General features: G+C 36.6%; 12 protein-coding genes and 1 riboswitch. Of the genes, 8 read left to right on the top strand and 4 right to left on the bottom strand.

Annotated features, from left to right (window positions below; all coding sequences use genetic code 11):
- Positions 1-84: 84 nt before the first annotated feature.
- The 5 genes from ACMGGO_RS09120 to ACMGGO_RS09140 all read left to right on the top strand — a co-directional run bounded on the left by ACMGGO_RS09120 (position 85) and on the right by ACMGGO_RS09140 (position 6,809).
- Positions 85-1,020 (top strand): LCP family protein, encoded by a 936-nt coding sequence (locus ACMGGO_RS09120; RefSeq protein ID WP_387254456.1) that lies wholly within the window; start codon positions 85-87, stop codon positions 1,018-1,020.
- A 347-nt stretch (positions 1,021-1,367) separates the two neighbouring features.
- Positions 1,368-1,478 carry a hypothetical protein gene (locus tag ACMGGO_RS09125; RefSeq protein ID WP_004230560.1) on the top strand — a complete coding sequence of 37 codons (111 nt, stop codon included), beginning with the start codon at positions 1,368-1,370 and terminating at the stop codon, positions 1,476-1,478.
- 149 nt (positions 1,479-1,627) lie between these two features.
- Positions 1,628-2,188, top strand: a complete 561-nt coding sequence (gene lepB / locus ACMGGO_RS09130) for a signal peptidase I (RefSeq protein ID WP_048392477.1) — start codon at positions 1,628-1,630, stop codon at positions 2,186-2,188.
- 397 nt (positions 2,189-2,585) lie between these two features.
- Positions 2,586-2,685, top strand: a riboswitch (purine riboswitch).
- Between the two features lie 73 nt (positions 2,686-2,758).
- Positions 2,759-3,949, top strand: coding sequence for an MFS transporter (locus ACMGGO_RS09135; protein ID WP_009370354.1), 1,191 nt, complete (start codon positions 2,759-2,761; stop codon positions 3,947-3,949).
- A 253-nt stretch (positions 3,950-4,202) separates the two neighbouring features.
- Entirely contained in the window at positions 4,203-6,809 is a 2,607-nt protein-coding gene (locus ACMGGO_RS09140) for a cation-translocating P-type ATPase (protein WP_048392479.1), read from the top strand.
- Between the two features lie 48 nt (positions 6,810-6,857).
- Here the strand turns inward: ACMGGO_RS09140 and ACMGGO_RS09145 are convergent, their stop codons facing one another.
- Both ACMGGO_RS09145 and ACMGGO_RS09150 read right to left on the bottom strand, forming a co-directional pair.
- On the bottom strand, positions 6,858-7,340 hold the full coding sequence (locus ACMGGO_RS09145) for a DUF3231 family protein (protein WP_048392480.1): 483 nt from the start codon (positions 7,338-7,340) through the stop codon (positions 6,858-6,860).
- Positions 7,341-7,437: 97 nt separating this feature from the next.
- Complete coding sequence (locus ACMGGO_RS09150) at positions 7,438-8,094, bottom strand: cupin domain-containing protein (RefSeq protein WP_420282320.1); 657 nt, start codon at positions 8,092-8,094, stop codon at positions 7,438-7,440.
- Between the two features lie 240 nt (positions 8,095-8,334).
- Between ACMGGO_RS09150 and ACMGGO_RS09155 the strand changes: the two genes are divergently transcribed.
- The 3 genes from ACMGGO_RS09155 to ACMGGO_RS09165 all read left to right on the top strand — a co-directional run bounded on the left by ACMGGO_RS09155 (position 8,335) and on the right by ACMGGO_RS09165 (position 11,793).
- The gene (locus ACMGGO_RS09155; protein ID WP_048392481.1) at positions 8,335-8,556 is read left to right on the top strand and encodes a transcriptional regulator; all 222 of its coding nucleotides are present in this window, start codon (positions 8,335-8,337) and stop codon (positions 8,554-8,556) included.
- Positions 8,553-8,786 carry a hypothetical protein gene (locus tag ACMGGO_RS09160; RefSeq protein WP_420281820.1) on the top strand — a complete coding sequence of 78 codons (234 nt, stop codon included), beginning with the start codon at positions 8,553-8,555 and terminating at the stop codon, positions 8,784-8,786. The genes ACMGGO_RS09155 and ACMGGO_RS09160 overlap by 4 nt, the downstream gene beginning before the upstream one ends.
- Before the next feature lie 700 nt (positions 8,787-9,486).
- Positions 9,487-11,793 (top strand): ATP-binding cassette domain-containing protein, encoded by a 2,307-nt coding sequence (locus ACMGGO_RS09165; RefSeq protein ID WP_094878422.1) that lies wholly within the window; start codon positions 9,487-9,489, stop codon positions 11,791-11,793.
- Positions 11,794-11,990: 197 nt separating this feature from the next.
- Here ACMGGO_RS09165 and ACMGGO_RS09170 read toward each other — a convergent pair whose 3' ends face one another.
- Together ACMGGO_RS09170 and ACMGGO_RS09175 are read right to left on the bottom strand one after the other, a co-directional pair.
- Positions 11,991-12,419 (bottom strand): ASCH domain-containing protein, encoded by a 429-nt coding sequence (locus ACMGGO_RS09170; protein WP_094878423.1) that lies wholly within the window; start codon positions 12,417-12,419, stop codon positions 11,991-11,993.
- Between the two features lie 79 nt (positions 12,420-12,498).
- Complete coding sequence (locus ACMGGO_RS09175; protein ID WP_094878424.1) at positions 12,499-13,647, bottom strand: zinc-dependent alcohol dehydrogenase; 1,149 nt, start codon at positions 13,645-13,647, stop codon at positions 12,499-12,501.
- Positions 13,648-13,695: the final 48 nt, after the last annotated feature.

The raw sequence follows: 13,695 nt of genomic DNA on the forward strand, positions 1-13,695 counted from the left end.
CATATAAGTAGACTAGATAAACTTTTTTCCAACTTAATACGTCAAAAAGAGGGGCAAAATTGTTAAGCAAGAAAGGACTTATGTATGGAAAAAAACATGAAACGCTCAAAAGAGAAAAAGAGCAAGAAAAAATTATGGCTGTGGATTGTTGGTAGCCTATTAGCAATTTTTTTAATTTTTATAGGTACTGCCTACTTTACCATCCAAAAAACTATGAATAAAATAAATACACCACTTATTCAAACAACAGATGCAGCACAACCAGAAGAAAAAACAGTGATTAAAAAAAATCCCTTTTCGGTTCTAATGCTTGGGGTCGATGAACGTAAAGATGATAGTGGACGTTCCGATACCATGATTGTAATCACTGTAAATCCTGAAAAGCAGACGATGAAAATGCTTAGTATACCCCGTGATACTCGAACAGAAATCGTTGGTCATGATACGGTAGATAAGATTAATCATGCCTATGCCTTTGGAGGCGTCCCTATGGCTGTGGATACGGTCGAAAATTTTTTAGATATACCCATTGATTATTATGTATTTATTAATATGGAGGGCTTTTTACAAATTATTGACACGCTGGGTGGCGTAACAATCGATAATGATATGGATTTAACCTTTGACGAATACCATTATCCAAAGGGAGAAATCACATTAGATGGTAATGAGGCCCTTATTTTTTCTCGTATTCGTTATGAAGATCCTCGAGGTGATTTTGGACGCCAAATTCGACAACGTCAAATCATTGAAGCGGTGATGAAAAAAGCCTCCACACCATCAACATTATTAAAAGCAACTGATATGTTGAATGTACTAGGCGACAATGTTCGCATGAACTTTTCGGTGAAGGATCTTATTCAGCTACAAAGTATTTATAAAAAAATGGATAAGGATATTGAGCAGTTATCGTTCGAACAGGGAGACGGTGAAAGGATTAACCGCATTTGGTACTATATTCCGAATGAGGCAGAGCTTCAAAAAATACAAACAGATTTAAAAAACCATTTACAAAAGTAAGAAAGTTGCTTACAAATGTCGCATACTAGTTGTAAATTTTTTGGCCACGAAGGGAGGGAGATGAATGAATGGGAGGACCCAGGTGCTGAGGTATACAGCGCTGAATCATTGCATGCAAAGCTATGTACCTAAACGTAAAGTGCGAAAAAATCCAGTCCAATCAGCAATAAGAGGCCTACAAGTATTATGTTTAAAATTATTTATGTAAGGGATAAAAAATCATTCAGGTAGGGTGCATGCCTAGTTGAATGATTTTTTTGCTGTTATTCATCATTTTTCGATATTTCTTGAAATATCAGAAAATTAAGTGTATACTGACATTAGAAATGGTTAAAGGAGTGATTGTGATGATTGTAGGCACAATTTTATTAGCATTTGCATTACCAGTGGGTATCGTATTAGCAGTAGATTTATTAAACGAGCAGCATCACTCTGCTACACAAACTAACCATTCATAACGTTGAAACAGTAAAATATCAATTTCTAGACAATGTTACTTTGTAGCCTTGTCTATTTTTCTATGAATAGGAAACAATTTGTGTGATTCATTCGTCAATAATAGTGAGAAAATGTTATACTATTAAAAAAACAGTATCGGGGAATGAGCATGCAAGCGGAAAAAACATCCAATCTTAAAAAAGAAATATTATCCTACATCAAAATTATTGTCATTACAGCTGTTGTTGTTTTTGGCTGTAAGCAATTCTTGTTTGCGCCGATTAAAGTACAGGGAGCATCTATGTATCCAACTTATCACGATAAGGATATTATTATTGTAAGCAAAACAAGTAAAATCGAGCGTTTTGATCAAATTGTTTTCCAATCTCCTGTCGAAGATGAGTTATATATTAAACGTGTCATCGGTCTTCCAGGGGATAAAGTGGAAATGAAAGATGATGTATTGTACGTCAATGGCAAAGCATATAAAGAAGATTATGTGAACCGTCAAACGGATGATCCTAATCAATTACGCATTACGGAAAACTTTACATTGGAACAATTAGTGAATGAAAAAGAAGTGCCAGAGGGCATGTATTTTGTGCTTGGTGACAATCGCCTAAAAAGTAGTGACAGTCGCCATTATGGTTTAATTTCAGAGGATGCTGTATATGGTGAATCGAAATTAATACTATATCCATTTAGTCATTTTCATATTGGCTCAAAATGATGAAAAAAGAGGTCACTCCATTGAGTAGCCTCTTTTTTATTGTTGGGGTAAATCGGTACAGCTTTTATAAGTGGGATAATAGACACAAATCCTTGAATTTTCAACGGTTTCCTTGATGGGCGATGGCTTACTTTTCATGGGAGATTGCATTGCTGGTTCTTCATTTGTGAACGCTTCTTCTACTAATTCTACGCCATAAAATAGTATTAAAAAATAGCAGACAAATCCTACTATACGCAAACAATCACCTCGTAAAATAGTTATTGTATGTTTATATATGGTCAAATTCGTCGAAATATAAGCAGAAAATCGAAATTTTCTCTTGCCAAAAAGATTTTTAGAGGCAATGAATTCTATGAAAAAAGCTATTGTCAATGAAATTTTGATGTGCTACTATAGCTAAAGTAAATATTTGATCTGTATAACCTCAATAATATGGATTGAGGGTCTCTACCAGGAACCATAAAATCCTGACTACAAAACTTTGCTTCATTTTTGTAGTCAGGATTTTTTTAGTTTGTTTTAAAACAATCTCCTACAAAAATGAACGGTATCGAAGGGGAGATTACGATGAATTGGAGAGTTTATATTCTTGCTGTGACTACCTTTGCAGTAGGGTTAGTTGAATTAATTGTTGGTGGAATCCTGCCAAATATTGCAGAGGATTTAGATGTGTCTTTAGCGACAGCGGGGCAATTAATTACTATTTTTGCACTTGTTTATGCGATTTCTGCGCCTGTCCTACTATCCTTGACAGCCAAGGTGGAACGCAAGCGCTTATTCCTTATTTCTTTATTTATTTTTACGTTAGGAAATCTAATGACCTTCTTTAGTACAACGTTTATCATTGTGCTAATCGCACGTATTTTCACAGCTATGAGTACAGCGTTAGTGATTGTTTTATCATTAACGATTACAACTAAAATCGTAGAGCCTCGCCATCGTGCTAAAGCACTGGGGCTTGTTTTTATGGGTGTAAGTTCTGCGCTGGTGATCGGTGTGCCAATGGGTATTTTTATTACAGAAGCGTTTGGCTGGCGAGCTGTATTTTTAGGTATTAGTATCCTATCAACGATTTCAATGATATTAATTGCTTTATTACTTGAAAAAATGCCAATTGGAGAAGTAGTGCCACTCAAGGCGCAAATTAAATCGCTGGCGAATTTGAAAATCCTGACAGCACAGTTAACTACCCTATTTATGCTAGCGGGCCATTACATGCTCTACGCCTATTTAACACCATTTTTAGTAGAGGCATTTGATATGAATGCTTCATGGATTAGTATTTGTTACTTAATTTTTGGTATTGCCTCTGTTAGTGGAAATGCTGTAGGTGGATGGGTGAGTGATAAAATTGGCACAAGTAAAGCCATTATTTTAATTGTCTCAGCTTTTGCCATTGTCTTATTTAGTATTCCTTATACAATTATTGCCCTTCCACTGTTTTTAGTATTTACGGTTTTATGGGGTGCGTTGAGCTGGGCACTGACACCGCCATTACAAAATTACTTAATTCAGGCGGATCCTCAATCATCGGATATTCAGCAAAGCTTAAATACAGCTGCCCTGCAAATTGGTATTTCTATCGGATCAGCAGTTGGTGGCGCAATGTTTGCTTGGACAGGTTCTGTTATGCACCTAGCTAGCTTTGGTACGATTCTAGTTCTTTGTGCATTAGGCTGCGCGATCTTTTCTATTAAAAGGGCACCTCTTGGACAGGAGCAGCACGTAGATTATCAGTCAGCACATCATCATTCATAATCGAACGATAGCCCTGAAAGGTATTGGGAAAGCCATCCCAATACCTTTTTAATTGGTTTGCATGAATCTATTTTCGTACACTTCCCAAAATTAAATTCTCTATGGTTTCTTAGCATACTCTAATTACCTATGGAATAGATTGTTGTAGTTAATGAATTTACAGATTTGAGGAGTTTGAGATTTTAAGAGCGAATATTATTTTTAAGAAAAATAGTAGGAGACTTTCAAATCTTGTAAATGGAAGGAGAACTCAATGACTGAATATCATCAACAATCAACTGCTGAAGTCATGAAGATATTGAACGTCACCACGCAAGGTTTGACTGATGATGACGTCCAAAAGAGGCAACAAGTCTATGGCTATAATGTATTAGAGGAAGGGAAAAAGACAAGTACGTTGGCTGTTTTTATGGGCCAATTCAAAGATTTATTGGTCATCATTTTACTCGTTGCTGCCTTCGTTTCCTTTCTACTAGGAGAAGTAGAAAGCACCATTGTGATCATGATCGTGGTTATTTTAAATGCCATTTTAGGTACAGTGCAGCATGTGAAGGCTGAACAATCATTAGATAATCTAAAAGCATTGACCTCTCCCATTGCCAAGGTCATGCGTCATAATCAACTAGTAGAAATTCCTTCTGAAGAAATTGTAGTAGGGGACCTTCTGATGTTGGAGGCGGGAGATTATATTAATGCGGATGGAAGACTACTAGAAAGCCATAATTTACACATCAACGAAAGCTCTCTTACAGGCGAATCAATTGCTGTGGCAAAAAGTACAGACCCCATTCGGAAGCAGAATATCACCATTGCGGATAAGAAAAATATGGTGTACTCAGGAAGCTTTGTGACCAATGGACGTGGCATCGTGATGGTTACGGCAATTGGGATGCAGACGGAAATCGGAAAAATTGCGAATTTACTCGATACAGCCAAGGAAAAGAAAACGCCATTACAAATTAGTCTCGATCAATTCGGTGAAAAATTAGCCTTAGGGATTACGCTGATTTGTTTAGCAATCTTTACGATTGATCTTATCCGAGGACGAGCCTTAGTAGAATCCTTTATGTTTGCTGTATCTCTTGCTGTGGCGGCTATCCCTGAGGCTTTAAGTTCTATCGTGACCATCGTATTAGCTTTTGGCACCCAAAAGATGGCAAAGGAAAATGCGATCATCCGCAAGCTTTATGCTGTGGAAAGCTTGGGGAGTGTATCGGTCATCTGTTCTGATAAAACAGGTACTTTAACAGAAAATAAAATGGTAGTACAGGAAGTTTTTGTGGACCAGAAGAAAATTCCTCATGATTGGCTCAATCCAATAAATCCAGTGGAAAAAGAACTAATGGTAAAAGCGCTTTTATGTAGTGACGCTGTCGAGCGTGACCACAAAGAAATTGGTGATCCTACAGAAATTGCGCTCGTGAAATTGGGGAAACAGTATGGGTTAGATGAATTGAAGATACGTGAGCAATATCCACGATTGGCTGAAATTCCATTTGATTCGACGAGGAAGCTTATGAGCACTGTTAATCAGATGGACAAGCAGCCCATCATGATTACCAAAGGGGCTCTGGATGTACTCTTACCAAAAGTGACGCGAATCAAAACATCAACAGGTATTTTTGAGATAACCCCGCAGCATCGCCAGAAAATCGAGGCGGTGAATCGTGATTTTTCTATGAATGGTTTAAGGGTGTTAGCCATTGCTTATAAGGAGGTATTGCCTCTACAAAAAGTCGATCCACGAGCGGAACGAGATTTAATCTTTGTCGGCTTAGTAGCGATGATGGACCCTCCAAGAAAAGAGTCGAAAGAGGCTGTGGAAAGCTGTATAAAGGCAGGTATTAAACCCGTCATGATTACAGGAGACCATAAAATTACAGCAACCGCGATTGCCGAACAAATTGGTATTTTGCAAAATCCAGCTGAAGCTATAGAGGGACATGCGCTCGAAGGCTTAACTGATCAAGAGCTGCAAGAGAAAGTACAGGATTATTCTGTTTATGCCCGTGTGACACCAGCCCAAAAAATTCGAATTGTTAAAGCATGGCAGGATAAAGGACATGTGGTGGCCATGACAGGAGACGGTGTCAATGATGGACCTGCTTTGAAGCAAGCAGATATTGGGGTGGCTATGGGCGTAACAGGCACAGAGGTTGCAAAAGATGCCTCATCCATGATTTTAACGGATGACAATTTTTCAACAATTGTTAAAGCAATCGCCAATGGCCGTAGCATCTATACAAATATTAAAAATGCCATTCTGTTCTTATTATCTGGAAATGCAGGCGCTATTTTTGTCGTGTTATATGCAACGGTTCTGGGCTTACCTGTTCCTTTCGCACCTGTCCATCTTCTATTCATCAACTTATTAACAGATAGTCTGCCTGCTATTGCCATCGGTTTAGAGCCAAATAATAAGAAAACAATGAAGGACAAGCCTAGAAACATTCATACTCCTTTATTAAATAAAAAATTTACCACACAAGTTGTGCTTGAAGGGATATTAATCGCCATCTCCACCATTATTGCGTTTCAAATCGGTTTATCGACAGGCGATACGTTAACAGCAAGCACGATGGCCTTTACAACACTATGCCTGTCAAGGTTAGTGCATGGCTTTAATTCTCGATCCAAACAATCCATCTTTGCGATTGGTGTATTTTCGAATAAATATACGTGGTTCGCCTTTATCATTGGTGTGCTAAGTTTACACATGGTCTTATTTATGCCGATGCTTACAACGGTCTTTGAGGTAGCTCCATTAACACCTGCTCAGCTAGGCTTTATTTATAGCCTATCGGTGTTACCATTCCTAGTCAATCAATGGTATAAGCTACTGTTCGTGAGAAATCGATAAAGATTAAAAAAAGAAGCTTCCGTTAGTTATTAAAACGGAGGCTTCTTTTTAGTGTGTAGAGGCTAATAACCAGCCTTTACTCTTACTTAGGTCAATCAATCTCGCTCCAAGTAGCGCATAACGCATATGGAGTTCACTATATTTGGTTAGATGTGTTTTCTTTACTGCCAGCTCTAAAGCTTGGCTTACGGCAATCAAAGAAGAGGCAATATTCATCGATAAAATAGCACTTATTTCGCCATCATTAATGAAAGATTTCCCACGAATATCCGTTATTTTCATTTTACTGTATTCTATTGATGCTGTTGGTGCCAGCACACCGTTTTCCTTTAATAGCAGTGTTAGCTGTTTATTTTCCTCTTTTAAACATTGAATAAATTCCAATGTAAGGATTTTTAAGTTTTTATCACGCGTATGCTTAAAAAAAGCATGACTGGAAGCAATATAGCCTTGATTGATCCCAAGCTGTGACCAAAGCTTGAAAACCTCCTTAAATCGTAGCGATGCTAGATTTTCATTTATCATTGTCATCCTGACACTTCCTAACTCTTAGGTTGATTTAAGATTAGGATGTAGCAGTAAATGACATTCTATTCATCTTTTACAATAAAAAATGTATAAGAGGTCGCTAATAGTAGATGCCATAAGGGTACATAGGAGGGTAACGATAGGGATAAGGGTATGGACATGGTTTCATATATTGCTGTGGCATGGTTGGTTTATAAGGGGCTTGATCGGTTGCTGATTGGACACGATTGCAGCCTTTTGCTGGTCCGATATAAGTCGTAGGAACAATCGGTGCAATCGTTTTTTTCCATTGTTCTTCATCTAAACAATACGTATGGGCCATAATATTGGCTGGTGTGAATTTTAAGATATCAGAGCCTAAAATGACCTCTGGCGTTGGCGCATCAAAAATAGCAAGTAGATGCGTGTCATCTTCTGTGGCTACTTCATAATGCCACCAGCCCTGTGGTACATTCGCAACCTGCCCAGGCTTGATAGGATAGTTTTGAATTTTCTTGGTAAAGGGATTCAATATAGAAACCGTTGCTGCTCCTGCAATACAATAGACAAGCTCTGCAGCATTTTGATGGTAATGTGGCTCGATGACATTGTCTTTACTTAAAAAAATATCAAGCAAAGATGTATTTTCTAATGTATTTAATTGTTCCACACCGAGAATATTAATGTAATTTCGGGAGTCTTTTTTAAAAAGCGTACTTTTATTGACATCAAAAGTGAACGCTGCAGAAGGGGAACTATAATCGATATTTGAGCTGATACTTACATCCTTTCTCATATAAATTGAGCTATTCATCATCATAGATTATGTTTTAGGTACTTCTAGACTTACACAAATGCCTAGCTACAGTTAGCCTCTATCTGGATAAAAAATTAGCTAAAATTACCACTTCTATTTCAGAACATACGTGCGTATAATAAAAACACAAACGTTTGTTCTTAGTTATCAAAAACTCTGTTCAACATGAACGCAAACAGAGTCAGTAAAGGAGCATTCAACATGAAAGAACAGTTGATAAAAGCCATGCATCGTCACCAAATCGTTCACATGATGTATATAGCGAAATCAGGTGCCATTACGAAAAGGCGCGTGAAAATCATCCACATTAAAGGTGATTCCTTTACCGCCTTTTGTTTTACAAGGCTAGCGAAGCGTACGTTTCATATTAACAATGTTCTAGCACTTCTGCCCATTCTCCAACGGGAGTCTGAGGTGATATGAATTACAACGACTTCCCACAGAAAGATATTTTTTGTATTGATATGAAGTGCTTTTATGCAAGCTGTATTGCCATGCTAGAAGGGCTAGATGTGCTGACAGATCCAATTGCTATCATCGGTAATTTTGAACAACCTGGTAGTATTGTGCTGGCTGCATCACCAGTGATGAAAGAAAAATTTAACATTAAAACAGGGAATAGACGTTATGTGCATGTTTTTTTAGGCGATTAATTAAATAAGTGTTATCTATCAATACTTATCTTAATTTTATTCTAGAAGATGGATTCTTTAATTCACTCAGCTACTCAATAATTTACATATAAAGCTATTGGATGTCAGATGATATTCCTGTTTTATTCCTGTTTGATTTCTACTTTCTTATTGAAATTAGTGTTCTTTGTTTAATAAAAATCACCTCTGAGTTTTGAACTTTGTTTTAAATGTACAATCTTCTTTTTTTATAAATACTACAAATATTTATCCCATCGGAATTTGTAGTTGCCCCAGGTAAGAGATTAATCGTTGAGCATTAAGAGCAAGTATTGTACCTTCTGCTAAAAGTTTATTAACAGATTTGAGTTTCTCCAAAGTTCTACAAATCAAACCTTTTTTGCTGTTCCCCATTTTGCGTGGCATCAACAATATCCGTTAAATCATCTAAAAAATCTTCTTGTAGTTCAGCTTCACCAACTGGATTCGCCTTTAATTCTGCAATAAGTGTTTGAATAATTTCTAATAATTCATCATTGCTAGTTGCAGTGTTTTTTTGAGTTGCTTGTACATCTCGGGTAATTGATTTCTAAAATCAAAAGATTGCGATAGACTGAATTAGAAAGTATTAATTAAAATAACTATTGTATGGAAATACTATAATTTGTAATACTGTTTTACTTTAATCAATCTGTGGTTGCATTTAAAAGGAGGAATAACTATGTCTGATATTTTTAATCGTGGATATATTGAGATAAATGATGCTCAAGAAAATAATCTTAAACATGTCAATGTTAAAATACCAAAATATAAAACAACTGTCTTTGCTGGACTATCAGGTGCAGGTAAAAGTTCTTTGGTATTTGATACCTTAGCTGCGGTATCTCGCCGAGAATTAAATCAAACATTTCCAAGTTTTACTCAACAATATTTACCTAAATATGGACAACCTGAAGTGGATAGTATCGAACATTTACCCGTGGCAATTGTAGTTGAACAAAAAACAATAGGACGAAACGCACGATCTACTTTAGCTACATACACTGGAATTTATTCCATAATGCGATTACTCTTTTCTCGAGTAGGTAACCCTTGGGTAGGATATTCAGAATGGTTTTCATTTAATCTCCCACAAGGAATGTGTCCACATTGTGCAGGACTGGGTTTTGTAGATGAGATTGATGAAACGAAACTTATTGATCCTGAAAAATCCTTAAATGAAGGCGCACTCACTTTTGTTGGTTTTAGACCTGGAACATGGCGATGGAAAGAATATAGTGATGCGGGACTATTTGACTTAGATAAGAAGATTAAAGACTACTCTGATGAAGAATATCAACTGCTGATGAATGCACCCCGACAAAAATTAACTGATCCACCGGAATCATGGCCTAAAACTGCATTGTATGAGGGATTAGTTCCTCGAATAATGAGATCAATAGTACACAGTGCTTCAGGAAGAAGGCATCAAGCAGCCGTTGACGAAATTGTTACTAATAAAGTATGTCCAACTTGTCATGGTGCACGATTGAACAATGAAGCCCTAACGTGTTTAATCAATGGTAAAAATATTGCTGAAGTTTGTGCAATGGATCTTGTGACAGCTTTAGAATTTTTACAAGAAATTAAAGATCCAATCGCTCAATCAATGGTGACCGAGTTATCAAATAAAATAACTGCACTTATTGATATTGGATTAGGATATTTATCACTAAATCGTGGTACAGACACTTTATCTGGAGGAGAAGCCCAACGTATAAAAATTGCTAAATATTTAATTAGTTCTCTCACTGATTTAGTATATATTTTAGATGAACCTAGTGTAGGTTTACATCCTCATGATATTAAATTAATTATAGATTCATTAAACAAGCTAAAAGAACGAGGAAACACGGTAGTTTTAGTTGATCATAATCCTGGTATTATTTCTATGGCTGACTATGTAATTGAAATAGGACCTGAAGCCGGAATAAACGGAGGTCACGTGACTTTTACTGGTACCTATAATGAATTATTAGAATCCGACACAATTACAGGAAAAATGTTGAATCAAACGTTAAAATTCCGATCTCCATGTAGAGAACCAAAAGATTGGATTACAGTTGAGCATGTAACTGAACATACGCTTAAAGATGTTAGTGCCAAGGTACCAACAGGTATAATGACTGTTATTTCAGGACCTGCTGGATCTGGAAAAAGTACATTGGTTTCTGCAATTAAACGTAGAGTGGCAGACCAAGACTACGTTGATCTCAGTCAAGATGCTGTAGGTATTAATATTCGATCTACTCCTGCAACTTATCTTGATATTTTAAACCCAATTCGTCGATTATTTGGAAAGGCAAATGACGTTACAACACGCTTGTTTAGCTATAATGGCTTAGGCGCATGCCCTAGATGTAAAGGGAAAGGGGTTATGATAACAGAAATGGCTTTCATGGACCCAGTTATTCAAGAATGCGAGCTGTGCCATGGTAAACGATATAATCAAGAAGCTTTACAGTATAAGTATAAAGAGAAGAATATTTCTGAAGTTTTAAATATGACACTTGCAGATACGCTCAACTTCTTTAAATATGAGGATAATATCTATAAGAAAGTTCAAACATTGGTTAAAGTGGGACTAGGCTATTTGACACTTAATCAATCCATGACTACTCTGTCTGGTGGAGAAGTTCAAAGAGTTAAATTGGCCCTTGAATTAAATCATACGGGTAGTATTTATTTTTTAGATGAGCCAACTACTGGGCTACACCTTCGTGATACTGAAAATTTGATTGCATTATTTGAGGATTTAGTTGATCAAGGAAATACTCTAATTTTGATTGAACATAATCTACATTTAATTAGTCAAGCAGATTGGCTAATTGATATGGGACCTGATGCAGGTAAGTATGGAGGGCAAGTATGTTATGTTGGAAAACCAGAAGAAAGTCAATATGATGCTAACTCACGAACAGGTAAAGCTATAAAAGATTATTTAGAACAAGATAGTTTTAATAACAAGAATATTTCGGATTTGCGCTAATATAAATAATTTCTGTCAACTAAGTTCATCACCAATATGACTTTAGATGGCAGAAATTTCTTATCAAAAATGTGCTAACAATCAATTTGACGAAAATTGACTGTTAGCACATTTTAGTTTTTAATCATTACCCTTATCATGGCTTATCGTTTTCTATTAACTCACAAAAGAATTTTGTATAGTGTCCACAGCCATATTTAATTTATATCATAATCCCACAACCCTAATTTTCCTTTGGCTGGTATATAGTTCACTAACAGTTCTTTATTAGAAACTTCCCACACATAATTCCCTACTCTAAAATCCCCCAAAAAATAGTTATTCCCTGAAACGATACGCCCATCTTCTAATACTGCACTAACGTGATTATTTTCGATGACCTTGAAGCAATTTATAAGAGTACACACACCGATAATCTGACCAGTTGGTAGATTACTTTTGTCCAATCCATGTTTTCTGAGCAGAGGCTGAATTGTATTATCATTACAAGCAGCACTATCTAACTTTTTACTGGTGTGAATCGCTAATGGACCACGATATTTAGTATTCCATGTCCTTGTTTCATATTGAACTTCATTAGAAAGAAAGAGGCTTGCCCAAGGTTGAATCATTGAAAGTACCTTCATGTAAGTAATCCTACTTCCCTTAATATAGTTGAATGATAAAGGAAAGCCGTATTCAAAAGAGTACGGCTTTGTTTCATGTTTATGGTTTTAGAATAACTTTCGTGCACTCATCCTCATGGTCATTAAAAATTCGATACGCTTCGCTTGCTTGATCCAATGGAATTGTGTGACTAATGATTTGAGTTGGATCAAGTTCGCCAGATATAATTTTATCAAATAGCATTGGCATAAGATGGATAACGGGTGCCTGTCCCATTTTTAGATTAATGTTTCTTTCCCATATACCACCGAGTGGGAATTGATTGTATTTGGAGCCATAAACACCAGTAATCTGAATTGTCCCACATTTGCGAACTGCATCGGAGGCAATTTTAAGAGGGCTTAATGTACCTCCAATCATCTTCATACTTTGTTCAATAGCTTCAAGTGTTGTTTTTTTGCCATCCATACCTACACAATCAATAACCACATCCGCCCCACCTTGTGTTAGTTCACGGATATGCAGTCCAGTATCAACGATTTCTTCGAAGTTAATTGTTTCCACATTGTTCATTTGTTTTGCTTTTTGTAATCTGTATGGTAGACGATCAACAGCAATCACACGTTTAGCTCCATGCATCCAAGCAAACTTTTGTGCCATTAAGCCGATTGGACCACAACCTAGAATAACGACCGTATCACCTTTTTTTACTCCACCATGTACGACGCTCCAATAAGCTGTTGGTAATACATCAGATAGAAATAATACTGATTCATCAGGTAGCTCACATGATTCAGGAATAACAAAGGGAATATTGTTTCCATAAGGCACACGTAATAATTCTGCTTGACCTCCGATATATCCACCATATCGGTCTGTAAACCCGAAATACCCACCAGTATCTATGTTATAAGGATTAGGGTCAGTATTGGCATTATCACATTGACTTTCCATACCATGCTGGCAATAGTGACAATGACCACAAGCAATGTTAAAAGGTAATACAATTCTGTCACCTTTTTTGACACGTGTAACCTCTGGTCCAACTTCCTCAACAATTCCCATCGGTTCATGACCGACTACATAATCTTTTTGAGCTGGTAATGATCCTTGATAAATATGGAGATCGGAACCACAGATTGCAGTTGATGTGATTCTTACAATAATATCGTCGTTTTTTATTAAAACTGGGTCTGGTACTTCTTTAACCTGCATATTTCTAATCCCTTGGTACGTGACTGCTTTCATTTATTTACCCCCTAGTTTGTCAATGAATTTCAGTATCGCCCAATGAAT

Source organism: Lysinibacillus sp. BNK-21 (assembly GCF_048684915.1).
Taxonomy (GTDB): Bacteria; Bacillota; Bacilli; order Bacillales_A; family Planococcaceae; genus Lysinibacillus; species Lysinibacillus capsici.